The organism is Candidatus Omnitrophota bacterium (assembly GCA_028717245.1).
Taxonomy (GTDB): Bacteria; Omnitrophota; Gorgyraeia; order Gygaellales; family Profunditerraquicolaceae; genus JAGUYA01.
This window is the reverse complement of sequence record JAQUOD010000004.1, coordinates 73,999-97,865: the sequence shown is the minus strand read 5'-3', so window position 1 is coordinate 97,865 and position 23,867 is coordinate 73,999. Positions and strand designations below refer to the sequence as shown.

The window sequence follows — 23,867 nt, the reverse complement described above, 5'->3', positions numbered from 1 at the left end:
AAGCCGTATGAAATACATAGCTGTATTGGGTTCTACTGGCTCTATAGGTAAGAGCACCCTGGAAGTAATCAGGGCACACAGCGATAAGTTTAAGGTTATTGCCTTAAGCACCAATTCCGATATTGACACGCTTTATCGGCAGATAAAGTTATTTCAACCGAAGCTGGTCTGCATAAAAGATGTAAAGGCAGCTGCGCGATTAAAGTCCCGGATAAATTTAAAAGGCATCAGGTTTTTTACAGGAGAAGAAGGCCTTAAGGAGATGCCCGGGGATAAAAGAATAGATAAAGTAGTTTTAGCTGTTAGCGGCGCAGCGGCGCTTTTACCTTTATTGAAAGCAATAGAAAACGGTAAAGATATCGCCCTGGCGAATAAAGAGGCGCTGGTGATGGCCGGTTCTATCATTATGAACAAGGCATCCGCGCATAAGGTGAAAATTATACCCATAGACAGCGAGCAGTCTGCGATATGGCAGTGTTTGAGGTTTGAAGATAAAAATAAATTAAAGAATATTTATCTTACTGCTTCAGGCGGGCCATTGCTAAAGACAAATAAAAAATATTTTAAGGATATCTCGGCAAAACAGGTCTTAAAACATCCCAGGTGGAGGATGGGCCCGAAAATTACCGTTGATTCGGCCACCCTGATGAATAAGGGTTTAGAGGTATTGGAGGCAATGCACTTATTCGGCGTAGCGCCTGAAAAAATCAAAGTCCTGATACACCCCCAGGCCCTGGTTCATTCTATGGTAGAGTTTATTGACGGGGTGGTTCTGGCGCAGTTGTCCGCTACGGATATGCGTATACCCATACAATATGCGCTCACCTATCCACAGAGGCTATCCAGTAAACTTACTAATATAGATTTTTGCGCGGTTAAAAATTTATCTTTTCAGCGGCCCGATTTCAGTAAGTTTCCCTGTTTAGAGTTAGCTTACAAGGCAGCCAGGGAAGGCGGGACGATACCTGCTGTCCTGAATGCGGCCAATGAAGTAGGCGTGGAGCAATTCTTAAAGCACAAGATAAATTTTGTCTCAATACCAAAAGTTATCGCAAGAATTTGCAGCAGGCACCGCAATATAACCGCGCCGCGTTTAACAGATATCCTTAACGCAGATGCATGGGCGAGAAGAGAGGCCGCTCAAGTTATTTATAATTTAGGATAAAGATATGATTTCCATAATTACCTTTTTACTTATTTTAGGCATTTCTATCCTCGTCCATGAGTTCGGGCATTTTATCGCCGCTAAAAGGCTGGGTGTTAAGGTGGAAAAATTTTCCCTGGGTTTTGGCATGCCTTTATGGCATAAGAAAAAAGGCGATACCGAATACAGCATTAATTTAATACCTATGGGCGGTTATGTGAAACTCGCAGGCGATAATTTAGAAGAATACAGGAAACAGCCTGATGAATACCTGTCTAAGGCGCCTTCAGAGCGCGCCCAGATAATCTTCTGCGGGCCTTTGTTAAACTATATACTGGGATTCTTGTGTTTTTGGCTGATATTCTTTGCCGGGTATCCTACCCTGACCACTAAAGTAGGCGGCTTAATAGATGGTTTCGGGGCAAAGAATGCCGGCATACAGGCAGGCGATAAGATTGTGGCTGTAGACGGCAAGAAGGTAACAGTCTGGGAGGATTTACAAAATGCCGTTCAGAATGAAAAAACAAAAGGTAAAGTTACGCTTTCTGTTTTACGCGATAACAAAGAATATGCATTAGAGGTAGAAATAAAAGAGAGGCAGCTTGATGATATACTGGGTAAAAAGCGCAGCGTCGGGCTTATCGGTATAATGCCCGCAGACGAAGTCACCAATATCAGATACGGTTTCCTGAAATCTTTTACCCTCGCTTTACGTAAGACAATTGACCTTACCACTCTGACCTATAAAGCCATCTGGCGCATGATTACGGGTAACCTGTCCATGCGTGAGTCCGTCACCGGGCCTTTAGGTATATTTTATATTACTTCTAAGGCCGCAAGCTTAGGGATAATTGCGGTTATACACTTAATAGCGGTATTGAGCATAAGCTTGGGCATATTTAATCTCCTGCCTTTACCTGTATTGGACGGGGGCCATATCGTATTGCTGGCAGTGGAAAAAATAAGAGGTAAGCAGCTCGGCCTGAAGGCAGAGAGCATCATTACAAAGTTTGGCCTGACGATTATCATCGCTATAGCTTTATTTGCCACCTATAATGACCTGTTGAGATTCTTCGGGGATAAATTATCGAAATGGTTCGTCAAATGAAAGTTCCCAGGCGTAAAACCAGGGTTATACGTATCGGCAACATCCGTATCGGCGGTAATCATCCCGTTGCCATACAGTCCATGACTAAGACTAAGACATCGGACACCGCAAGGACGATAAAACAAATAGAAGGTCTTAAGGAGGCAGGCTGTGAAATTGTCCGGCTGGCCATAAAAGACAGCGATGATGCCAAAGCGCTTAAGACGATTAAAAAGAACACAAGCATACCCTTAGTTGCGGATATACATTTCAACTGGCGCCTGGCATTACAGGCAATAGATAGCGGCATAGATAAAATCCGGCTCAACCCGGGAAATATTTATAAGAAAGAGCAGATTCAGCAGATAGCCAGGGCAGCGCGGCTTAGCCGTATTCCCATAAGAGTAGGATTAAATTCAGGTTCAGTGAAGGGCGCCGGGCAGGGTAAAAATATTGCCCGGGCAATGGTTAAGAGCGCTTTAGATTATATCAGGATTTTAGAAAAATGCGGTTTCTATGATATCGTAGTCTCTCTTAAGGCATCTAATATCCCCGATACTATAGAGGCATACCGTAAAATGGCTAAGCTTTGTGATTATCCTTTTCATTTAGGCGTAACCGCAACCGGCAGCCCCTATTTGGGCTTAATTAAGACGAGCATTGCATTAAGTGCTTTGCTATTAGAGGGTATTGGTGATACAATAAGGGTATCCCTTACAGATATTCCCGAGGCCGAAGTCAGAGCAGCAAAGTCTATTTTAGGGGCGATGGATTTGCGCCATTTTGGCCCGCAAATCATCAGTTGCCCTACCTGCGGCCGCTGCGAAGTCGATTTAATTAAGGTGGTTAAAGAATTAGAAAACAGACTATCTACTAGCGACTATCGACTATCGACTCGGCCAATAAAATTGGCCGTTATGGGTTGCGTAGTGAATGGTCCGGGCGAGGCCAAGGAAGCGGACCTGGGAGTTGCCTTTGGCAAGAAAGAAGGACTCTTGTTTAAAAGGGGCAAGCCCGTAAGAAAGATTTCTTACGATAGGTGCGCGGATGTATTGTTAAAAGAGCTGTTAAAATGTTTGAATGTTTAAATGTTAGAATGTTAAAAGTTAGAATGTTATGTTTTGGTCAAAGGATTTTATACCTACTTTAAAAGAAACGCCGCAAGAAGCAGAATCCATCAGCCACCAGTTAATGCTGCGCGCAGGTTTAGTGCGCATGCTCATGGCAGGGGTGTATTCGTATTTACCTTTAGGTTTAAAGGTCCTGGATAATATCCAGAAAATAATCCGACAGGAATTAAATTCTTGCGGGGCAACGGAGTTATTGCTTCCGGCCTTACAACCGCAGGAGTTGTGGGTAAAATCCGGCCGTGATAAGGATATCGGCGAGGTGATGATCAGGTTCACCGACCGCAGGGGCAGGAATATGTGCCTGGGGCCTACGCACGAAGAGGTCATTACGGATTTAGTCAAAAATCACATTTCATCTTACAAGCAATTACCCTTGATCCTCTACCAGATACAGACGAAGTTTCGCGATGAAATCCGGCCGCGTTTCGGCTTAATCAGGGCCTGTGAATTTATCATGAAAGACGCTTATAGTTTCGACGCGGATGAGGCCGGCTTAGATAAGAATTATCAGGTCATACACAATGCCTATAAGAGGATATTCAAAAAATGCGGATTAAGTTTTTTGACCACCCAGGCGGATCCCGGGGTGATGGGCGGGAACATGTCGCACGAATTTATGGCCCCTGCCCAGGACGGGGAGGATATTGTTTCTTCCTGTCCCAAATGCCGCCTGGCTAAGACATTTAAGGATGGCGAAGAGCAGGTTTGCCCGCAGTGCGGGGTTAAATTAGAAAAGATAAATACTATTGAAGTCGGGCACATCTTTAAATTAGGCACTAAATATAGCGCGGTATTGGGTGCTAATTTTATCGATGCCCAGGGGCAAAAGAAACCTATCATCATGGGTTGTTACGGCATAGGCGTATCCAGGCTGATTTCTGCAGTTATCGAACAGAACCATGATAAGGATGGCATCATCTGGCCGAAGGATTTAAGCCCTTACCAGGTTGCGATACTGCCTCTGGATACGACAGATAAAAAGATTATGCAAAGTGCCAGGGACTTATACGAGCAGTTAACGCAGGAAGGGATAGGGGTGCTTTTAGATGACCGCGATGAGCGGGCAGGCGTAAAATTTAAGGATGCCGACCTTATCGGCGTTACCCTGCAGGTAATCATCGGTAAGGAATCTTTAAAGAAGAATACCCTGGAATTAAAGATACGCCGTAACCATAAAAAGATTATTAAAACAAAGGCGGCGATTTTAAAGGAGATAAAGGAATTAGTAAATGGATAGGCAGGAAATCTCCGCAGAGCTTAGCAGCATCTTCGGCGATTATCTAAAAAACCAGGGTTTGGATTTAGTAGAGCTTATGTGCAGGTACGAAGGAAGGGACCTGGTTTTACGGATTCTCACGGATAGGCCCGAAGGAGGCATCACCCTGGCTGAATGTGCTGCTTTAAATAAGCAGATCAGTGCGATCCTGGATGAAAAAGATATATTACAGGCAAGGTATCTTCTGGAGGTATGCTCTCCGGGCCTGGACCGGCCGTTAAAGACAAAAAAAGATTTCCTGCGTTGTATTAATAAGAAGGCCAGGTTTTTTTTGAATGAGGTAGTCGGCGATAAAATAGAATGGGAAGGAATAATCAATAAAGTAAGCGATGAAATAGTGTATATTGATATAGGAGACAGGATTATCGAGGTGCCATTAGTAAAGATTAACAAGGCAAAACAGGTCATTGTTTAGTAACTAGGAGAAAAAATGGGACAAGAATTGCTAGCTATATTAGACCAGTTAGAGAGAGAAAAGGGGATAAAGAAAGAAGTTTTAGTTGAGGCTGTAGAGAGCGCGATCTTAAGCGCTGTGCGTAAAACCCTGAACATAAGTCCTAATGAAGAGTTGAGGGTGGAACTTGACAGGGCAACAGGAAAGATCCGCGCCTTCAAGGATAAGGAAGAGATTAAATCCATGGACTTTGGCCGTATTTCTGCCTCTATTGCCAGGCAGGTCATCATACAGAAGATCCGCGAGGCGGAGAAAGACGTGGTCTTCAATGAATTCCAGGGCAAAGTCAGCGAGCTGGTCAGCGGTACGGTTTACCGCTTTGATAAAGGCAATATTATAGTTGACCTTTTAGGCAAGGCTACAGGCGTACTTTTAAAGCGCGAACAATCCCCAAAAGAAGAGTTCAGGCAGGGCCAGCGTATCTGCGCCTATATTGTAGAGGTAAAAAAAGATACCCGCGGCCCCCAGATTATTTTGTCGCGCACGCACCCTAACCTTCTGAAGAAATTATTTGAGTTAGAGATCCCGGAGATTTACGAAGGGATAGTAGAAATAAAATCCATTTCCCGGGAACCCGGCGCGCGCAGTAAAATCGCCGTCCGCTCAAAGAATGAGAAAGTTGATTCTGTAGGTGCTTGCGTGGGGATGCGCGGTAACCGCATCAGGAATATCGTCAATGAATTACAGGGAGAAAAAATCGATATTGTCCGTTACAGCGAAGACATCCGGGAATATATAAAGGCAGCGTTGGCGCCGGCAAAAATTTCCGAAATAAAGCTGGATAAGGAGCGCCTCAAGGCAGAAATTATTGTGGATGATGACCAGCTTTCTCTTTCTATCGGTAAACACGGCCAGAATGTCAGGCTCGCCTCGCGCCTGGTAGGATGGGAACTGGATATACGCACCAAGGCCACCTCAGCCGCGGCTGTCAAAGAAGAAAAGGAAGGGAAAGAAGCAAAGAAAGAGAAGGAAGAAAAGACAGAAAAAGAAACGAAAGAAACAAGTACGTTAGCGCAATTACCCGGCATAGGAGAGAAGACTATTGAGAACCTTAGCGCGGCCGGATTTAAGACCATAGAAGATATCCTGAAGGCCAAGATAGAAGATTTGACACAGGTAAAAGGCATCGCAGAGAAAAAAGCAAAGAAGATCATAGAGGAAGCGAAAAAGGCGCGAAAATAATAATATGGCAAAAATAAAAGAAAAGAAGGTTGTGGTTAAGAAAAAGGCGGCAGTAAAGAAGGATAAAGCAGCCCGGAAAACAGCTAAGCCGAAGTTAACTAAGAAACCCGCGCTCAAGTTTGCGCGCAAAGCCTTAAAGGCAGTAAAACCGGCAGGAAAAATTATCCCCAAAAAAATAAAAGAATCTACCCCTGTTATTGAGCCCGCCATAAAACCAACAGTCATTATTCCCGTGCCTGCGCAGGATATCCCGCAGAAAATAGTCCACCCCAAAAAAATCATCAAGAAAAAAGAGAGCCCGGTTGTTATAGAGCAAAAACCGGCAGCTCCGAAGATAGCAGCGCCAGTTAAAATAACGCCTAAAAAAGAAGCAAAGCCGCATATACCAGAAAGACCCGTTGCGGTAGCAGAGAAACCCGCGGTTACGCTTAAGATATTGGAACTGGATTTTCCGGTTACGATAAAAGATTTAGCTATTAAACTACAGGAGAAGCCTTCAGTCTTAATTAAGAACTTAATGGGAATGGGCTTGATGGTGGGTATAAATCAGGCTTTGGATGAGTCAAAGGCAGCCGGTATCTGCCTTAAATACGGTTATGAAATCAAAAAAGCCCCCAACCAGGAGGAATTAGCTTTACGCATACACCTGGAGAAGGATAGCCCCGAACTTTTAAAACCCCGCTCTCCTATTGTTACCCTGATGGGCCATGTTGACCACGGCAAGACTTCACTTCTGGATGCCATCAGAAAAACCAAGGTGGCAGAAACAGAGCACGGAGGTATTACCCAGCACATCGGCGCTTACCGGGTGGTTTTACCGCACGGCGAGATTACTTTTTTGGATACGCCGGGCCACGAAGCCTTTACAGCTATGCGCGCCCGCGGAGCCAGCGTTACCGACATTGTAATTTTAGTGGTCGCTGCGGATGACGGGATTATGCCCCAGACTCAAGAAGCCATAGACCATGCGCGCGCTGCGGGTGTGCCGATAATCGTCGCTGTGAATAAGGTTGATAAGCCGCAGGCGGATATTGACCGGGTAAAAAAGCAGCTCTCCGGGCTGGACCTCGCTGCCGAAGACTGGGGCGGTAAGACTATTACCGTGCCTGTTTCGGCAAAGACCGGCCAGGGCATTGACAATTTATTGGAGATGATTCTTTTAGAGGCGCAGATGCTGGAATTAAAAGCCAATCCCGATAGATTAGCGCACGGGGTGGTGATAGAAGCAAAGTTAACTAAAGGCAGAGGGCCGGTTGCGACTCTGCTGGTGCAAAACGGGACCCTGCATTTAGGCAATACTATTATCGCCGACCAGTACTACGGCAAGATAAAGGCAATGTGTAATCACCGCGGCCAATCCATAACCAGCGCCGGGCCTTCTTCTCCGGTTGAGGTCTCCGGTTTATCCGGCATCCCGGGTGTCGGAGAAAAGTTTTTTGTCATGCAAGACGAAAAAATAGTCCGGGATCTGGCACTCAAACGGCAGGAAAAAGAAAAACAAGAGCAGATGAAAGTTGCCAAGAGGATTAGCCTGGAAGACCTGCACGCGCAGATACAGGAAGGAAAAATCAAGGAATTGAAAATGATTATCAAGGCAGACGTACAGGGTTCGCTTGAGGCCATAAAAGAAACATTGAATAAGCTGAACGTCACGGAAATAAAATGGAACATTATCCATGAGGGCGTAGGCAGCATAAATTCTTCGGATGTCATATTGGCCATTGCTTCGGATGCCTTGATATTAGGGTTTCACGTGGATGCCGAAGAGCTCGCAAAAGAATTAAGCGTTAAGGAAGGCATAGACATCAGGACATATAATATAATTTATGAATTAGCCAATGATATCAAGGCAGCATTAGAGGGGATGCTGGAGCCGAAATTAAAGAAGGTCTTTTTAGGCAGGGTAGAGATAAGGAAGGTCTTTAAGTTATCGCGCTCGGGAACAGTAGCGGGTTGTTTTGTGACCAAGGGTAAGATTAACCGTAATGCCTCTATTACTTTAGTCAGGAACGGCGAGGCGGTATTTGAGGGAAAATTATCTTCCCTGAAACGTTTTAAGGATGATGTAAGGGAAGTACTGGAAGGGTTTGATTGCGGCATTACCTTAAGCGGCTTTGAAGAGGTCAAAGAAGGCGATGTTATCGAGGCATATGATATAGAGAAAATAGCGAGGAAGCTATGAAAAAAAGAATATTAAGCGGCATGCGTCCTACCGGGCCGTTACACATCGGCCATTTGGTGGGTGCTTTGGATAACTGGGTAAAACTGCAGGACGAATACGAATGTTTCTTTATGGCGGCAGACTGGCATGCGCTTATGTCAGAATACGTCAATCCCGGCACGATAAAAGAAAATCTTACGGATAATGTGATTGATTGGCTGGCCTGCGGGATTTCTCCTAAAAAATCCACTATCTTTATCCAATCGCAGGTAAAAGAACATCTGGAATTATATATGATTTTTTCCGTAATCACGCCTTTGGGGTGGCTGGAGCGCTGCCCTACCTATAAAGAACAGCTGCGGGAGATGACTAACCGCGATTTAAGCAATTATGGTTTCTTAGGGTATCCGGTTTTACAGGCTGCGGATATTATGCTTTATAAAGCAGAGGCTGTGCCCGTAGGAGAAGACCAGCTGCCGCATCTGGAGCTGACCCGGGAGATTGCCAGGAGGTTTAACAGTATTTATAAAAAGATTATTTTTCCTCAAACCGAGGCAATCCTGGCTAAGGCACCCAGGATTTTAGGGTTGGATGGCCGCAAGATGAGTAAGAGTTACAATAATTTTATTGCTATCTCAGAAGAGCCTGAGGATATCCGCGTCAAGGTGCAGGGGATGTTTACTGATCCCGAGAGAATTAAGCTTTCCGACCCCGGCCATCCCGAAATGTGCAATGTACATAGTTACTATGCCTTATTCGCGCCAGAGAGAGAAAAAGAGGTCGCGGATTTATGCCGTAATGCCAAAGTCGGCTGCACGGCTTGTAAAAAAGAGTTAGCCGAGGTCCTGATTAAATTTTTGCAGCCGATTCAGAAAAAGAGAAATGAGCTGCTCAAAGACAAAAAACAGGTATCCGCTATATTAAAACAAGGCGCAAAACGGGCAGGGGCTTTCGCAGAGAAAACCATGTCCGAGGTAAGAGGCCTGCTTGGATTATGAGCTATAAGATAAAATTAGAGATATTTGAAGGCCCCTTGGACCTGCTTCTATATTTAGTGAAGAAGGACCACTTAAATATATATGATATCCCTATTGCCAAAGTAACCGAACAGTACCTGCAATGCCTGGAACTGATGCAGCTATTAAATTTAAATATTGCCGGAGAATTCTTGGTCATGGCTGCCACTTTAATGCAGATTAAATCCAAGATGCTTTTACCTCTAGATGAAACCCGGGAGGGCGAGGCAGAGCAGGAAGACCCGCGGGCTGAATTGGTAAAACGCCTCTTGGAATACGAAAAATTCAAAGAGATAGCCCAGGACTTAAGAGATAGGGAGGTTAAGCAGGCCGATATGTTTAAGCGGCCAAAGGCAGCAGAAAAAGAAATACCTGAGGAAGAAGGCGCGGGATATTTTGAAGCCAGCCTCTTTGATTTAATCACTGCCTTTTCCAAGGCGCTGGAGCAGGTACCCAAAGAATTATTCTACGAAGTTATCAAGGATGAATTTACCGTCGAGGACAAGGTCCATAAGATCCTGCACATGCTGCTTGATACGCAGGCTGTATGCCTCTCGGAATTATTTAAACAGGCAAAGAATAAGCTGGAGATAATCGTGACCTTTTTGGCTATATTGGAATTAATCCGCCTTAAAGAGATCGTTGCCCGTCAAAAAGGCTTATTCCAGGAAATAGAGATCGTCCGCAACAAAGAAAATATTATCCCAGATGAGCGAAGAATCAAGGCGTAAATTACTTCAGGGCAATCAATTCATCGATATCCAGCAGGAAAGCGAAGAGGAAGTAGTAGTTAATCTTTCTTTAAGGCCGGCTAAGCTTACGGAATTTATCGGCCAGAAAGAGTTGGTAGATAACCTCAAGGTTTGCCTGACTGCAGCGAAGCAGAGGAAAGAGCCCTTAGAACATATTCTGCTCTCCGGGCCGCCCGGTTTAGGCAAGACCTCCCTGGCGCATATCATCGCCCATGAGATGCACACCAAGATTACCGCTACTTCCGGCCCGGCCATAGAGCGGGCAGGCGACCTCATCGGCGTATTGACTAACTTAGAGAAAGGCGATATTCTTTTCATCGATGAGATACACCGGCTCTCTAAGGTAGTGGAGGAGTTTTTATATCCGGCAATGGAGAATTTCCAGATTGACTTTGTGATTGATAAAGGCCAATATGCCCGGACGATTAAATTTAACCTTAAGCCTTTTACCCTGGTGGGAGCTACTACCCGCACTGGCCTGTTGGCTGCGCCGCTTAGGGCGAGGTTCGGCATATTCTATCATCTGGATTTTTATTCCATCGAAGATTTATCGCGTATCATCAAACATTCTGCGAAAATTCTGGGTATGGATATAGACGATGAGGCAGCTTCGGAGATTGCCCGGCGCGCCAGAGGCACCCCGCGTGTGGCTAACCGTTTATTACGCAGGATCAGGGATTATGCCCAGGTATTAAAAATAGATAAGATAAACCGCGAGGTTTCAGCTAAGACTTTAGATGAGCTGGGTATTGATAAGGCCGGGCTTGATGATATAGACCGCAAGGTCCTGAAGTTAATGCTAGAGTCTTTTCAGGGCGGGCCGGTAGGGATAGAGTCCTTGGCTGCTAGCCTTAATGAAGAAGTAGATACCATTGCCGATACCATTGAGCCATATCTACTCAAAGCCGGTTATATAAAGCGCACCTCGCGCGGCCGGGTGGCCACAAAATTATCCTTCGAGCATTTCGGAATAAAATACGAAAAACAGGAAGAATTGTTTTAGGGACTGTCCCCGCAGATATCGACCCCATTAGAAACCAAGGGGACTGTCCCTAATAGAACGAAGGGACTGACCCCGAATTAGCGATATACGAAGTTATACTTAGGGGTCTGTCCCTGATATTTGATAACTAATTTTACTACAGCTTTTCTCGCTTGCGAGGTAGCGGGTCCTGCCGAGGCATATTTTTCGCAGCACCGTTTGTTCGCCCCAGCGTGGCTCACTGCACTTCGGTGAAAATTCTCGCTCTGCCCGGCTTCGTATTTAGCGGGGCAACCGTGCCCGCTCGAATTTTCAAGATGCTGCTCAAAACATGCCTCGTCACCCGCTAAATGCTAACGCAAGCTCGAAACTACCAAATTCACACTAATTAGATAGGAGGATAATACGGTGAAAGAATTGTATGAGGTATTGGAAAACTTGCAGAATCACGTTGTTTATATAAGTACTCCAGCAGGAAGTGGAACAGGTTTTCTTGTCGCTTCTTCCGAAGGAGAAAAAGTAATAGGTATCGCTACAGCATGGCATGTTGTCAATTACGCTGTGGAATGGGATCAACCCATAAAAGTTAAACATCACATAACAGGCAAAACAATTCTATTAAAAGAAGGTAATCGGTCTATCCACTGGGACGACGCAACTGATTCGGCTTTAATTCGTCTTCCAAAAGGTCAACTGCCATTACCAGATGAGGTTTTACCATTATTTGAGAAAAAAAGCCATAAAAAAGCAGGAGTTGAGTTGGGGTGGTGTGGTTTCCCTTCGGTATATCCAACTCAACTTTGTTTTTTTTCTGGTCGCGTAAGTGCATGGCTAGCTGAAAGAGAAGCATATTTAGTAGATGGTGTAGTTATAAATGGTGTGAGTGGCGGACCAACATTCGATCGTTTTTCAGAACTGGTGGGTTTTGTAACAGCTTACATTCCGAACAGAGCTACTGGTAAAGCTCTCCCTGGAGTAGGGTTAATTAGATCTATAACACCTTACATTGATTGGTTTGATAAACTAAAACCGGTACCACCTGAATCAGTTAGTGATTCGCCATTGCCTAAAGAAACTAAAGTTGGTGAATAGATAGAGGGTTGTTATGTATTTTACGGATGGATTGGCTTGGTTTCGAGCAGGGCGTTTGCAGGCCGAGCGGGCACGGTTCACCCGCTATTAATTATCGGTGAGAGCGAGGCCGAAAGTCGAGCGAAGTTTTGCACGCTGGGCAAAACGAGCGTCCCTGCGAGAAAACAAGCCAAGACAGGACCCGTAAAACCGAGTAAAAGATTATAAAACTTAAGACGGTTTTCAAGCGAGTGTGTATAAGGAGTAAGATTGAGGAGCCATTTTGTTTATCAGGATGAGAGCGGCGTAGTCGGTACTACGGGAAAGTTTGTTGTCGGCCTTTTGTTTGTAAAGGATAGAGAGCCGCTTTACGAAATTATAAAACGAATAAGGCAAAAACATAATTATCAGAAGGAATTCCATTTTAAAGAAATACATTATTTTTCTTCTAAACGCTCAAGGGTAGCCTGTGAGGTCTTAGATGAAATCTTGAGGCAGCATATTTATTTTCGGGCCTTGGCAGTTTCAAATGAGAAGTTAGAATTGAGGTATTTTGACGATGACATTAAGAAAATTAAAGATTTAACGGAAAAACAAATCAAAATAGCTAAATCAAGAGGAATGTTTCGAGCCTATAATTTCTTTACCAAAGAATTGCTCTTAGAAAATGCTAGCATATTAAATGAAGCGGTTGTTTATCTAGATAAAAAAGTCAGGATGAGGGATGATAATATCTGCGAGTATATTAAGCGGGAGATAAATTTAAGTACTAAACGAAATACTATAAAAACCGTTGAACCCAGAGATTCTGAAAAAGATGACTTGATTGGTATTGCGGATTTAGTGTTAGGCGCGGTTAACTATGATTTGAAGAAAGGCGAAAATCCGATGAAATTGGCTGTGGTGAAGGTGGTTAAGCAATATATAGGCAAGAAGATACGCCTTAGGGAATGGATTTTTAAATAAAAATGGCTGTATTTCCTAATTTTATTAGGGTCTCGAAAAGAGAACCCGTTTCGGTCATACAGCCAAACATAAGTATAGGTTATAATAGGCATGTTGTCAAGAGCTTATTTTTACGGGTGGATTGGCTTGCTTTTACATAGTATTAAAATTACTAGTTACGAGTTACGAGCTTACTAGTTACGAAATATGAAACTATTATTACATACCTGCTGTGCGCCGTGTTTGATATATCCCTTGGAGAGATTAAGGGAGAAGGACTTTGAGGTGGCGGGATTTTTCTATAATCCCAATGTCCATCCGCTTGCAGAATATCAAAACAGAAGGCGGGCAGTAGAAGATTATAGCAAGCGGGTTAATCTGGAGGTAATTTATCCTGATTATCAGCCTTCGCAGTATTTTCAGGAGGTGAACCTTAAGGAAAAGAATCCCGAGAGGTGTTCGCTCTGCTGGACTTTCCGCCTGAAAGCAACTGCTAAGACTGCAAAAGATAAAGGATTTGATTCTTTTTCCACTACTTTATTAGTCAGCCCCTATCAGGACCAGGAGTTACTCAAAAAAATCGGAGAGGCTATCGCGCAGGTGGAGGGAGTTAATTTTTATTACGAGGACTTCCGCCCGGGCTTTAAGCAGGCGCATGATTCAGCCAAGGCCCACGGTATTTATTGCCAGAAATATTGCGGTTGCATTTATTCAGAAGTAGAGAGGTATAGTAGGAAAAAATAATGTGGCAGGGACAGTCCCCTTGGTTTCTAACGGGTTCGATATCTACGGGGACAGTCCCTTTCGGGCAAAGATGCAGGAAATCGGCAAAACATTAATTATCTTCGGTATTATTTTGTTAGGCGTAGGCGTATTATTAACCTTCGCCCATAAAATTCCCTTTTTAGGGAGGTTGCCGGGAGATATCTGCATCCAGAAGAAGAATTTCAGTTTTTATTTTCCTATAACCACATCTATATTAATTAGTATCATCCTTTCTATAATATTTTGGCTATGGCCTCGCCGATAAAAAGCACATTGAACAAATTAAAATTATTATTTATATTGATAATTATTTTAGTCGTTAGTCGTTTGTCGCTAGTCGTTAGTTCTTTTGCCGGAACGGCCAGGTATATCCGGGTAGCCATTTTACAAAATGCTGCTTCTTTGAGGCTAGAGATAAAGGGGCCTTATGAAGTCCTGGATCCGGCAGAGAACAAAGTTTTAAACCGCGGCAAAAACTTAAACACTACCCTCACATCTTATAGCACAGGCATTTCATTGGGCGATATAAAATCCAGGACAAATAAACTTTTTATTAAGGCAGATAAAGCCGATGCCGTTATGATTAACGGCCGGATGTTCAGAGGCAATATGCAGTTTATCAAAGATGATTACGCTAAGCTTACGGCCATTAATTATATTGACCTGGAGGACTATATAAAAGGGATTTCGGTGCGGGAGACTTCGCATTACCGGCCAATAGAATCGCTTAAGGCCGAGGTCATAGTATTCCGTACCTTTGCCCTCTATAAAATGCAGGAAAATAGCAAAAATGATTTTGATTTAACCAGCGACGTCTATTCTCAGGTGTACGGCGGTCGTGGCGCTGAGCGTTACCGTATCAATAAGGCAGTGGATGAAACGGCTGGCATGGTCCTTACTTATAAGGATAAGATCCTTCCTGCTTTTTATCACGCTACCTGCGGCGGGCATACAGAAGATGCCTCTCTACTTTGGAATATAAATATAGGGCCACTTAAGGGCCTACCTTGCAATTTTTGCCGGGAGTCTCCTCATTTTAGCTGGCACAGCGTTCTGGCGCGGAAAGATTTAAAAGATACGTTACTAAAATCTGGATACAAACTTGGGGATATCGAGGATATCCTGATTTTGGGTTATGATAAATCCAGCCGTATTACTGACCTTAAAATAATAAGTGATAAAAAAGAAATAAAGATTTCCGCCAAGGATTTCAGGAATATCGCAGGCCCGGATATTATCAGAAGCACGAATTTCCAGGTGAAAGTATTGGATGATGATATAGTCTTTGAAGGCCTGGGTTGGGGCCATGGCGTGGGCCTTTGCCAGTGGGGCGCTTATTTTATGGCCAAAGAAGGATATGACTATAAGAAGATACTGGAATATTATTATCCCGGTGCGCAGATTTCTTCCGTGGATAACCTCAAGTGATGATGCAATTATCGGATTTCGATTACCCCTTACCCAAAGAATTAATCGCGCAATACCCCTTAGAAGAGAGGGATACGGCCCGGCTTTTAGTTTTAGACCGTAAACGAGCCACTATCGAACACCGCATTTTTAAGGATATAAGAGATTATTTACAGGCGGGTGACCTCTTGGTATTAAATAACACTAAGGTTACACCCAGCCGTTTAATCGGCTCGCGCTCTACCGGCGGGAGAGTAGAGCTATTACTCTTAAGGCAAAAATCCGGCTTAACCTTTGAGGCACTCATCAGGCCTCATCGATTGCGGCTTAAAGAAAAAATAGTTTTTAACGGAGGAAAAATTTCCGCGCAAATCAGCGCCAAAAATGAAGTTACTTTTTCTGACGCGGATATAGATACGGTTTATAATTTAGGCAGGATGCCGCTACCGCCTTATATTAAAAGGCCACCGGAAGATTCAGATAGTATTTATTACCAGACCGTATATGCCAAAGAAGAAGGCTCTATTGCTTCTCCGACGGCGGGGTTACATTTTACTCAAGAATTAATAAATAAAATTAAAGCTATTGGCGTGGATATCGCTTATATTACCTTGCATATAAACTATTCTACGTTTAAGCCAGTGAAAACAGAGGACATTAGCGTTCATAAAATGGATAAAGAGTTTTTTCAGGTGAGTGAAGAGGCGCGCCAGAGCATAAGGCAGGCGCGCTTAAGAAAGGCGCGTATAATTGCTGTTGGGACAACTGCCTGCCGCGCCCTGGAGAGTTATGCCTCTGGTAATGAGGCAGGAGAGACGGATTTATTTATCTATCCGGGGTATAAATTTAAGGCGGCTGATGCTTTAATTACCAATTTTCATCTTCCCCGTACTACCCTGTTTATGTTAGCCTGCGCCTTTGCCGGCGAGGGACTGATTAAAAAGGCATATCAGGAAGCTATTGATAAAAAATACAGGTTTTATAGTTATGGCGATGCCATGCTGATTGTTTGAAAGTTAGAATGTTTTAATGTTTGAATGTTTAAATTAATTCATCAAGATAAAAATGCAAAGGCGCGTTTGGGCAAACTCAACACAGCCCGCGGAGATATAGATACTCCGTGTTTTATGCCGGTAGGCACGCAGGGGACGGTTAAGGCGCTTTCTCCTCAGGAATTAAAAGAGAGCGGCGCCCAGATTGTCTTGTCCAATGCCTACCATCTTTTTTTGCGTCCGGGTACGGGTATAATTAAAAAGGCAGGGGGATTGCATAATTTTATGTCTTGGCCAGGCCCTATACTTACCGATAGCGGAGGCTATCAGATATTCAGCTTGGCGCTTTTAAGGAAGGTTAGCGATGAGGGCGTTGAATTCCAGTCTCACATCGATGGCCAGAAACATTTTTTGACTCCCGAGGAGGTTATCCGTATCCAGGACGATTTAGGTTCGGATATTATTATGCCTTTGGATGAGTGTGTGCATTATCCTTCTAGTAGAGACCAAGCTGAAGTAGCGATGAAGAGGACGCTGGATTGGGCGAAGCGCTCAAAGGCGGTTATCGGTTATCGGTTATCGGCGAACACCAAACACCAAACACCAAACACCAAACACCAAACACTACTATTTGGCATAGTGCAGGGTGCAACTTATGAGGAGCTGCGCCGGGAATGCAGCGAGCGGTTAATCGCGCTAGGCTTTGACGGTTATGCTATCGGCGGAGTTTCTGTTGGTGAACCTAAAAACTTAAGCTATAATATTGTTAATTTTACGGTGAACTTCTTGCCTGAGGATAAACCGCGCTATCTTATGGGAGTAGGCACGCCAAAGGATATCGTGGAAGCAGTGGGCTTAGGCATTGATATGTTTGATTGCGTAGTGCCTACGCGTTACGGCAGAAACGGCACGGCTTTTACCAGCGAAGGCAAACTGGTCGTCAGGAACGCGCCTTTTGCAGAAGATTTCCGGCCTCTGGATAAAGAGTGCAGTTGTTATGCCTGTAAAAATTTTAGCCGCTCATATCTGCGCCATCTGTTTAATACCGAAGAAATCCTGGGCTTAAGGCTGGTATCGCTGCATAATATACATTTTTATTTGGAACTGATGCGCAGGGTCAGGGAGGCTATTGCAGAGGATCAGTTTGAGGAGTTCAAGAAGAGGTTCTTAGATAAATATAATTCTAATTAAGTGTCATAGTGTCAGGTGTCATTGTGTCAAAGAAAAAACTTTGATACCTTGACACCTTGATACTTTGATACCTTATACGATGCGTATAGATATCCTCACCATATTCCCCAAGATGTTCGAACCCGTGCTGAATGAATCTATTCTCAAGCGGGCGCAAAATAAAGGTAAGGTCAAGATTTACATCCATAACCTGCGGGATTATACTTTGGATAAACACAGGAAAGTCGATGACCGGCCTTTTGGCGGCGGCTCAGGCATGGTGATAAACCCAGAGCCCATATTCCGGGCAGTGAATGATATTTTTCGTCGTGCATCGAAGATACGCGATACGCGATACGCGATACGCGATACGAAAAAAACAAAAGTTATTTTATTATGCCCGCGGGGTGAGAAATTAAATCAAAGAGTAGCGCAAAAGTTGGCCAAATGTAAGCACCTCATTTTAATCTGCGGGCATTATGAAGGCATAGACGAAAGGGTGCGGCTTTCTCTTGTGGATGAAGAGATCTCTATCGGCGACTATGTCTTGACCGGCGGGGAATTGCCGGCTATGGTTTTAGTGGATGCCTTAGTGCGCCTTATCCCGGGTGTATTGGGGGATAAAAATTCCTTGAATTTTGAGTCATTTACGGGTAATCTATTGGAGTATCCACAGTATACCAGGCCTGCCAATTATCAAGGCATGAAGGTCCCGGCAATCCTTTTATCAGGTAATCATAAAAAAATAGCGCAGTGGAGAAAAAAACAAGCCTTAAAAATTACCAAAAAATCAAGGCCGGATTTATTAAAAGATAATTAATCTAAGGAGGATGTTATGGATAAAATGAAACTTATCGAAGCGGAATACACAAAAAAAGAGATGCCTAAATTTAACGTCGGTGATACGGTAAAAGTAATGATCAAAATCCCCGAAGGCGATAAAGTGCGCCTGCATCCTTTTGAAGGCGTAGTTATCGCCAAGAAGGGCAGCGGAGTGAATGAAAATTTCACCGTAAGAAGAGTCTCTTACGGTGAAGGTATCGAACGTGTGTTTCCTTTATATTCACCGAGCATCGAGCGCATTGAAGTTACCCGCTCCGGTAAAGTAAAGAGGGCAAAGCTTTACTACCTGCGCGGTAAGATTGGCAAGCGCGCCACTAAGATTGAAGCGCAGGAAGAAGAAAAGGCTTAGCTAGAAATAAATTGCTCTACTACGAGCGTAAGCTTAAAAAAAGAGGCTACGATTTCATCATCGGGGTAGATGAAGCAGGCCGCGGCCCTCTGGCAGGGCCGGTAGTCGCAGCAGCAGTAACCTTAAGAACCGTATCTTTTAAAAACCGCATAGACGATTCCAAAAAGTTAACCGCTTTACAGAGAGAAAGGGCCTTTTTTGAAATCACCCAGAAATCCGTATTCGGCGTCGGGGTAATAAACGAAAAGATCATTGACAATTTGAATATCCTGGTGGCGACGCGCCGCGCTATGGAAGCGGCAATACTTGCGCTCGTAAATAAGCTAAAAGAGGCTCCCGAAAAGCGCATCCACGTCATTATAGACGGGAACATGGGCCTTGATATAAGCCTGCCCTTCACGACTATCATCAAAGGCGACGCCAAATCCAAGACTATTGCCTGCGCTTCCATCATCGCCAAGGTTATCCGTGACCGCATCATGTCTGTATATGATAAGGTATACCCGCAATACGGATTTTTGCAGCATAAGGGCTACCCGACAAAACAGCACAGGCGCTTGATTAAAAGATTCGGGCCCTCCAGGATTCATAGAAAAACTTTCTTAGGGTGCGTAAACAACATCTAGCTACAGGCAAATCAGGGGAAGAACTGGCCGCGGCCTTGTTAAAAGATAAGGGTTATAAGATTCTCGCCAGGAACTATAAAACAAAATTAGGCGAAATAGATATCATAGCTTCTGATAAAGATACGCTTTGCTTCGTGGAAGTAAAGACGAGGCATTCGGATAGGTTTGGCCTGCCGCAGGAGGCAGTGCCGGCTTTTAAACAAAGGCAAATCTCTAAAGCAGCCCTTACATATCTTAAAGAAAATAATCTGTTAGATAAAAAAGCCAGGTTTGATGTTATCTCTATATTATATGCGCAGGATAATCCCCGCCTGGAACTAATCAAAAACGCGTTTGAACTGGATAGCAGTTTTATCTATTAGGTATAGTTATGTTACCCGATATTGAAATCGCCCGCAAGGCGCGAAAAGAACCCATAGAAAAGATAGCCGCTAAATTAAAAATCGGCAAAGAATACCTTATCCCTTACGGCCGCAATATTGCCAAGATAGACCTGGGTATCCTGGATAAGATCAAAAATAAAAAGAAAGGCAAATATATTTTAGTTACGGCTATCACTCCTACGCCGCTGGGTGAAGGAAAGACCGTAACTACTATCGGCCTTTCTATGGCTTTAAACAAGTTGGGTAAACTTACCTCAACCTGCATAAGGCAGCCTTCCTTAGGCCCTGTTTTTGGTATAAAGGGCGGTGCCGCAGGAGGAGGATATTCCCAGGTATTGCCCATGGAGGATTTTAATTTGAATTTTACCGGCGATGTGCATGCGGTGGGTATTGCTAATAATCTGGCAGCAGCGTTTTTAGATAATTCTGTTTTTAAGGGCAACCGCCTGAATATCGACCCGGAAAAAATCTACTGGCGCCGGGTAGCAGATATAAGCGACAGGTTCTTGAGGAACGTAAAAATCGGCTTAGGCGCAAAAGAAGACGGTATTGCGCGGGATACTGGTTTTGATATTACCGTTGCTTCAGAGCTGATGGCAATATTAGCGCTGAGCAGTAGTTTAGCTGACCTGCGTAAACGTATCGGCAGGGTTGTCTTGGCAGATACTTTTGACAATAAGCCGGTAACCGCCCAGGATTTAAAAGCCGCAGGCAGCATGAGCGTACTTTTACGAGATGCCATAAAACCTAACCTTATCCAGACCATTGAGCATACGCCTTGTTTCGTGCACGCAGGGCCTTTTGCTAATATTGCGCACGGCAATAGTTCGATATTAGCCGATAAGATTGCTTTGGCGTTTTCCGAATATGTAGTTACCGAGGCAGGCTTTGGCGCTGACTGCGGGGCAGAAAAGTTTTTTGATATCAAATGCCGGGTCAGCGGGCTCATCCCCGATGCCGCAGTAATTGTTTGTTCTATCAGGGCATTAAAGGCGCACAGCGGAAGATTTAAAGTTGTCGCCGGCATGCCCTTAGATACTTGTTTTGAGAAAGAAGATATAAGGGCAATAGGGGAGGGTCTCTGTAATCTGGAAAAACAAATAGAGAATGTTAAGGTATTCGGCATTCCGGTAGTAGTAGCGATAAACAGGTTTTCCTGCGATACGGATAAAGAAATAGATTTTGTCAAGGAGAAGGCTTTAGGGTTTGGCGCCCATGATTGTTGCGTAAGTGAAGTCTTTAGCAAAGGTTCAAAAGGCGGGACAGATTTAGCCAGGGCAGTAATTAAGGCAGCGAATTCGCCTAAGAAATTTAAATTCCTCTATACGCTGGATGCGCCCATTAAGGAGAAAATTAAGATTATTGCTACTAAAATTTACGGCGCCAAAGACGTAGAATATGCGGACTTGGCGCAAGCAAAAATTAAATTGTTTAACGAACGCGGATGGGATAAATTGCCCATATGTATGGCTAAAACTCATCTTTCTTTATCCCACGACCCGAACCTAAAGGGAAGGCCCAGAAACTTTATCCTGCCAATAAGAGATATTCGCGCTTCTATCGGCGCAGGATTCTTGTACCCTCTCTGCGCAAATATGCAGACTATGCCCGGGCTGCCCAGCCATCCGGTAGGCGAGAAGATTGACCTGAATGAGAAAGGAGAAATCGTCGGATTATCATGAACTATAAAGACCTGAGCCTGAAAAGATACTTAAACGATCTATCCGCTAAACTTCCCGCTCCCGGAGGCGGTTCTGCCGCCGCATTGAACGCCGGCCTGGGCGCATCTTTAATCAGTATGGTGGTAAATTTTACCTTAGGAAAACCCAAATATGCCAAATATGAAGACGCGTTAAAGAAGATAATAGAGAAATCCGAAAAATTAAGAGAGGAATTTTTAAATTTAGTAGATTTAGACGTTGTCGCCTATCAGAGTAAAAATATCCGGGATGCCCTGGATGTTCCTTTTATGATAGCGCGGCTTTCTTATGAAGGGATAAAATTATGCCCGCCCCTGATTACCAAAGGCAACCTTAACCTTATCAGCGACGTGGCAGTGGCGGCAATTCTTTTAGAGGCAGCCTTTGCTTCGGCGTATTTTAATGTCGAGATAAACCTAAAGATGCTGGGCGATAAAAAGCTGGCTACTGCCGTGAGAAAAGAATTAATCCAGAAAGAAAAGACCGTAAAAAGGATAAGACAGGAGATGGAGGAGAAAGTTGGCAAAATTATTAGAGGGTAAGCCGTTAGCAGAGAAGATAAAAGAAGGGATCAAACAAGAGATAGTTTCTTTAAAGAATAAGCCGGTTTTAGCCAGTATCCAGGTAGGGGATAACGCCGGTGCCGAGGCCTACGCAAAGTCTCAGAAAAAAAACGCAGAGGGCTTAGGCATAGAATATCAATTCCATAAGTTAAGCGCGGATACTACTGAGGTTTCCCTTACTGAATTTATCTGGAAATTAAATATAGATAAGTCTATTAACGGTATTATTATCCAGATGCCGCTTCCGCCCCAAATAGATTATAAAAAAATCAGCCAGTATATTTCACCGGATAAAGATGTGGAGGGAATGCACCCGGCGAATATTGGTAAGATTGTTTTTGGCCAGGCGAAGATATTGCCTTGTACCCCGGCAGCGGTAATGGAGCTATTGAAAGAAACAGGGTTGGATTTATACGGTAAGGAAGTGGTAGTCGTAGGCCACAGCGAAATCGTGGGTAAGCCGCTTTCACTTTTATTATTGGATAAATTTGCTACGGTTACGGTCTGCCATATCGGCACGTCAAAGGCAGAAAAATTAGAGGAGCACGTCAATAAGGCCGAAGTTTTGATTGTGGCAGTAGGCAGGGCCGGGCTCATTAAAGGCGAATGGATTAAAGAGGGCGCAGTGGTGATTGATGTGGGGATAAACCGCGTGGCTGATAAAATCGTCGGCGATGTGGAATTTGAGGCTGCAGAAAAACGCGCATCCTATATTACCCCGGTTCCCGGCGGTGTCGGCCCCCTGACCGTTACTATGCTGATGCGTAACGTCGTCGAAGCAGCAAAGTTACAACAAGAATAGTAACAGGGACTGTCCCCGTAGAAAGCTAATCCGAAGCAAACCAAGGGGACTGTCCCTGATAACATAGTAAATGAATCTGTCTTTTTTTCGCTGGTGAGGTAGCGGGTCCTCACCGCGTGATGAGCCTCTCGCCAAATTTGGCTCGAGGCATCTCCCGCGTCACCCGCTAAAGAGAAGATAGTAATGACTTTCAAAGAAAAATTAGAGTCTGGGAAGTTTTTGGTGACTTCGGAGATTGGGCCGCCGAAGGGGATTGAGACCAAGATTCTTCTGGAGGACGCTGAACTCATCCGCGGCCGCGTAGATGCTATAAACGTCACGGACTTACAAAGCTCGGTGATGCGCCTGGGGTCTTTAGCCGTTTCTAGTTTATTAAAACAGAAGGGGTTTGAGCCGATATTCCAGGTGACCTGCCGCGACAGGAATCGCCTTGCGCTTCAGTCGGATATCTTATCCGCCGCCGCCTTGGGCATAGAAAATTTACTTATTTTAACCGGCGACCATACTACTTTAGGCGACCACCCGGAAGCAAAACCCGTATTTGATTTGGATTCCGTGCAATTATTAGGCGTAGTGAAGAAACTTCAGGAAGGTTCTGATATGAAAGGGAATAAATTGGAAGGCCAGCCGCCTAAATTTTGCGTCGGTGCTGTGGTTAACCCCGGGGCAGACCCCATAGAGCCGCAGATCCTGAAGATGGAAAAGAAGATAGAAGCTGGCGCAGAATTCTTTCAGACCCAAGCAGTTTATGATATAAAAGTCTTTGAGAATTTTTTAAATAAAATAAAGCACCTTAAGACAACCATATTGGCAGGTATCGTTTTATTGAAATCCGCGGGTATGGCAAAGTATATGAATGAGAATGTTGCCGGGGTTACTGTCCCGCAGAACCTGATAGATGAAATGAGCTCAGCGCCTAAAGAAGAGAGAGCGAAGAGGTCTATAGAGATAGCCGTACGATTAATAAAAGAATTAAAACCAATGTGTCATGGAATTCATATCATGCCCATTGGCTGGGATAAGAAGGTCCCTTTGGTATTGGATGCAGCAGGACTATAGATATCGGG

25 protein-coding genes are annotated in these 23,867 nt (G+C 44.2%); all 25 read left to right on the top strand.

The window, feature by feature from the left end; translation table 11 throughout:
• Positions 1–7 precede the first annotated feature (7 nt).
• The 25 genes from PHV44_03720 (at position 8) to PHV44_03600 (ending at position 23,859) form a co-directional block, all read left to right on the top strand.
• Positions 8–1,165, top strand: coding sequence for a 1-deoxy-D-xylulose-5-phosphate reductoisomerase (locus PHV44_03720; GenBank protein MDD5592394.1), 1,158 nt, complete (start codon positions 8–10; stop codon positions 1,163–1,165).
• Between the two features lie 4 nt (positions 1,166–1,169).
• A complete protein-coding gene (rseP, locus tag PHV44_03715) occupies positions 1,170–2,252 on the top strand; it encodes an RIP metalloprotease RseP (protein MDD5592393.1) in 1,083 nt (360 codons plus the stop codon).
• On the top strand, positions 2,249–3,319 hold the full coding sequence (ispG, locus tag PHV44_03710; protein MDD5592392.1) for a flavodoxin-dependent (E)-4-hydroxy-3-methylbut-2-enyl-diphosphate synthase: 1,071 nt from the start codon (positions 2,249–2,251) through the stop codon (positions 3,317–3,319). The genes rseP and ispG overlap by 4 nt, the downstream gene beginning before the upstream one ends.
• A gap of 28 nt (positions 3,320–3,347) precedes the next feature.
• Positions 3,348–4,598: a proline--tRNA ligase gene (proS, locus tag PHV44_03705; GenBank protein ID MDD5592391.1), complete on the top strand. Its 1,251-nt coding sequence runs from the start codon at positions 3,348–3,350 to the stop codon at positions 4,596–4,598.
• The gene (locus tag PHV44_03700) at positions 4,591–5,052 is read left to right on the top strand and encodes a ribosome maturation factor RimP (GenBank protein ID MDD5592390.1); all 462 of its coding nucleotides are present in this window, start codon (positions 4,591–4,593) and stop codon (positions 5,050–5,052) included. Before proS ends, PHV44_03700 begins: the two co-directional genes overlap by 8 nt.
• A 15-nt stretch (positions 5,053–5,067) precedes the next feature.
• Entirely contained in the window at positions 5,068–6,273 is a 1,206-nt protein-coding gene (nusA, locus tag PHV44_03695; protein ID MDD5592389.1) for a transcription termination factor NusA, read from the top strand.
• Positions 6,274–6,277: 4 nt separating this feature from the next.
• Positions 6,278–8,455 (top strand): translation initiation factor IF-2, encoded by a 2,178-nt coding sequence (gene infB / locus PHV44_03690; GenBank protein MDD5592388.1) that lies wholly within the window; start codon positions 6,278–6,280, stop codon positions 8,453–8,455.
• Positions 8,452–9,432, top strand: a complete 981-nt coding sequence (gene trpS, locus PHV44_03685) for a tryptophan--tRNA ligase (GenBank protein ID MDD5592387.1) — start codon at positions 8,452–8,454, stop codon at positions 9,430–9,432. Before infB ends, trpS begins: the two co-directional genes overlap by 4 nt.
• Entirely contained in the window at positions 9,429–10,181 is a 753-nt protein-coding gene (locus PHV44_03680) for a segregation/condensation protein A (protein ID MDD5592386.1), read from the top strand. Before trpS ends, PHV44_03680 begins: the two co-directional genes overlap by 4 nt.
• Complete coding sequence (gene ruvB / locus PHV44_03675; GenBank protein MDD5592385.1) at positions 10,159–11,205, top strand: Holliday junction branch migration DNA helicase RuvB; 1,047 nt, start codon at positions 10,159–10,161, stop codon at positions 11,203–11,205. Before PHV44_03680 ends, ruvB begins: the two co-directional genes overlap by 23 nt.
• 387 nt (positions 11,206–11,592) lie before the next feature.
• Positions 11,593–12,276, top strand: a complete 684-nt coding sequence (locus tag PHV44_03670; protein ID MDD5592384.1) for a serine protease — start codon at positions 11,593–11,595, stop codon at positions 12,274–12,276.
• A 249-nt stretch (positions 12,277–12,525) separates the two neighbouring features.
• The gene (locus tag PHV44_03665; protein ID MDD5592383.1) at positions 12,526–13,221 is read left to right on the top strand and encodes a DUF3800 domain-containing protein; all 696 of its coding nucleotides are present in this window, start codon (positions 12,526–12,528) and stop codon (positions 13,219–13,221) included.
• A gap of 186 nt (positions 13,222–13,407) precedes the next feature.
• Positions 13,408–13,944 carry an epoxyqueuosine reductase QueH gene (locus PHV44_03660; protein ID MDD5592382.1) on the top strand — a complete coding sequence of 179 codons (537 nt, stop codon included), beginning with the start codon at positions 13,408–13,410 and terminating at the stop codon, positions 13,942–13,944.
• Between the two features lie 70 nt (positions 13,945–14,014).
• Positions 14,015–14,230, top strand: a complete 216-nt coding sequence (locus PHV44_03655) for a DUF2905 domain-containing protein (protein ID MDD5592381.1) — start codon at positions 14,015–14,017, stop codon at positions 14,228–14,230.
• Positions 14,231–14,238: 8 nt separating this feature from the next.
• Positions 14,239–15,393, top strand: a complete 1,155-nt coding sequence (locus PHV44_03650; protein MDD5592380.1) for a SpoIID/LytB domain-containing protein — start codon at positions 14,239–14,241, stop codon at positions 15,391–15,393.
• Positions 15,394–15,395: 2 nt separating this feature from the next.
• Entirely contained in the window at positions 15,396–16,385 is a 990-nt protein-coding gene (queA, locus tag PHV44_03645; protein ID MDD5592379.1) for a tRNA preQ1(34) S-adenosylmethionine ribosyltransferase-isomerase QueA, read from the top strand.
• Positions 16,386–16,409: 24 nt separating this feature from the next.
• Complete coding sequence (gene tgt, locus PHV44_03640) at positions 16,410–17,555, top strand: tRNA guanosine(34) transglycosylase Tgt (GenBank protein ID MDD5592378.1); 1,146 nt, start codon at positions 16,410–16,412, stop codon at positions 17,553–17,555.
• Positions 17,556–17,634: 79 nt separating this feature from the next.
• Positions 17,635–18,354, top strand: coding sequence for a tRNA (guanosine(37)-N1)-methyltransferase TrmD (gene trmD, locus PHV44_03635; GenBank protein ID MDD5592377.1), 720 nt, complete (start codon positions 17,635–17,637; stop codon positions 18,352–18,354).
• Positions 18,355–18,369: 15 nt separating this feature from the next.
• Positions 18,370–18,726: a 50S ribosomal protein L19 gene (rplS, locus tag PHV44_03630; protein ID MDD5592376.1), complete on the top strand. Its 357-nt coding sequence runs from the start codon at positions 18,370–18,372 to the stop codon at positions 18,724–18,726.
• An 11-nt stretch (positions 18,727–18,737) separates the two neighbouring features.
• Positions 18,738–19,352, top strand: coding sequence for a ribonuclease HII (locus PHV44_03625; GenBank protein ID MDD5592375.1), 615 nt, complete (start codon positions 18,738–18,740; stop codon positions 19,350–19,352).
• Entirely contained in the window at positions 19,334–19,714 is a 381-nt protein-coding gene (locus tag PHV44_03620; GenBank protein ID MDD5592374.1) for a YraN family protein, read from the top strand. Before PHV44_03625 ends, PHV44_03620 begins: the two co-directional genes overlap by 19 nt.
• Positions 19,715–19,716: 2 nt before the next feature.
• Positions 19,717–21,417, top strand: a complete 1,701-nt coding sequence (locus PHV44_03615) for a formate--tetrahydrofolate ligase (GenBank protein MDD5592373.1) — start codon at positions 19,717–19,719, stop codon at positions 21,415–21,417.
• On the top strand, positions 21,414–21,977 hold the full coding sequence (locus tag PHV44_03610; protein ID MDD5592372.1) for a cyclodeaminase/cyclohydrolase family protein: 564 nt from the start codon (positions 21,414–21,416) through the stop codon (positions 21,975–21,977). Before PHV44_03615 ends, PHV44_03610 begins: the two co-directional genes overlap by 4 nt.
• The gene (locus PHV44_03605; protein ID MDD5592371.1) at positions 21,955–22,800 is read left to right on the top strand and encodes a bifunctional 5,10-methylenetetrahydrofolate dehydrogenase/5,10-methenyltetrahydrofolate cyclohydrolase; all 846 of its coding nucleotides are present in this window, start codon (positions 21,955–21,957) and stop codon (positions 22,798–22,800) included. Before PHV44_03610 ends, PHV44_03605 begins: the two co-directional genes overlap by 23 nt.
• Positions 22,801–22,983: 183 nt before the next feature.
• Complete coding sequence (locus PHV44_03600) at positions 22,984–23,859, top strand: methylenetetrahydrofolate reductase (protein ID MDD5592370.1); 876 nt, start codon at positions 22,984–22,986, stop codon at positions 23,857–23,859.
• Positions 23,860–23,867: the final 8 nt, after the last annotated feature.

Coding starts and splice junctions, on each gene's coding strand:
- PHV44_03720 (MDD5592394.1), top strand. CDS start 8: ATGAAATACATAGCTGTATTGGGTTCTACTGGCTCTATAGGTAAGAGC.
- rseP (MDD5592393.1), top strand. CDS start 1,170: ATGATTTCCATAATTACCTTTTTACTTATTTTAGGCATTTCTATCCTC.
- ispG (MDD5592392.1), top strand. CDS start 2,249: ATGAAAGTTCCCAGGCGTAAAACCAGGGTTATACGTATCGGCAACATC.
- proS (MDD5592391.1), top strand. CDS start 3,348: ATGTTTTGGTCAAAGGATTTTATACCTACTTTAAAAGAAACGCCGCAA.
- PHV44_03700 (MDD5592390.1), top strand. CDS start 4,591: ATGGATAGGCAGGAAATCTCCGCAGAGCTTAGCAGCATCTTCGGCGAT.
- nusA (MDD5592389.1), top strand. CDS start 5,068: ATGGGACAAGAATTGCTAGCTATATTAGACCAGTTAGAGAGAGAAAAG.
- infB (MDD5592388.1), top strand. CDS start 6,278: ATGGCAAAAATAAAAGAAAAGAAGGTTGTGGTTAAGAAAAAGGCGGCA.
- trpS (MDD5592387.1), top strand. CDS start 8,452: ATGAAAAAAAGAATATTAAGCGGCATGCGTCCTACCGGGCCGTTACAC.
- PHV44_03680 (MDD5592386.1), top strand. CDS start 9,429: ATGAGCTATAAGATAAAATTAGAGATATTTGAAGGCCCCTTGGACCTG.
- ruvB (MDD5592385.1), top strand. CDS start 10,159: ATGAGCGAAGAATCAAGGCGTAAATTACTTCAGGGCAATCAATTCATC.
- PHV44_03660 (MDD5592382.1), top strand. CDS start 13,408: ATGAAACTATTATTACATACCTGCTGTGCGCCGTGTTTGATATATCCC.
- PHV44_03655 (MDD5592381.1), top strand. CDS start 14,015: ATGCAGGAAATCGGCAAAACATTAATTATCTTCGGTATTATTTTGTTA.
- queA (MDD5592379.1), top strand. CDS start 15,396: ATGCAATTATCGGATTTCGATTACCCCTTACCCAAAGAATTAATCGCG.
- tgt (MDD5592378.1), top strand. CDS start 16,410: ATGTTTAAATTAATTCATCAAGATAAAAATGCAAAGGCGCGTTTGGGC.
- trmD (MDD5592377.1), top strand. CDS start 17,635: ATGCGTATAGATATCCTCACCATATTCCCCAAGATGTTCGAACCCGTG.
- rplS (MDD5592376.1), top strand. CDS start 18,370: ATGGATAAAATGAAACTTATCGAAGCGGAATACACAAAAAAAGAGATG.
- PHV44_03610 (MDD5592372.1), top strand. CDS start 21,414: ATGAACTATAAAGACCTGAGCCTGAAAAGATACTTAAACGATCTATCC.
- PHV44_03600 (MDD5592370.1), top strand. CDS start 22,984: ATGACTTTCAAAGAAAAATTAGAGTCTGGGAAGTTTTTGGTGACTTCG.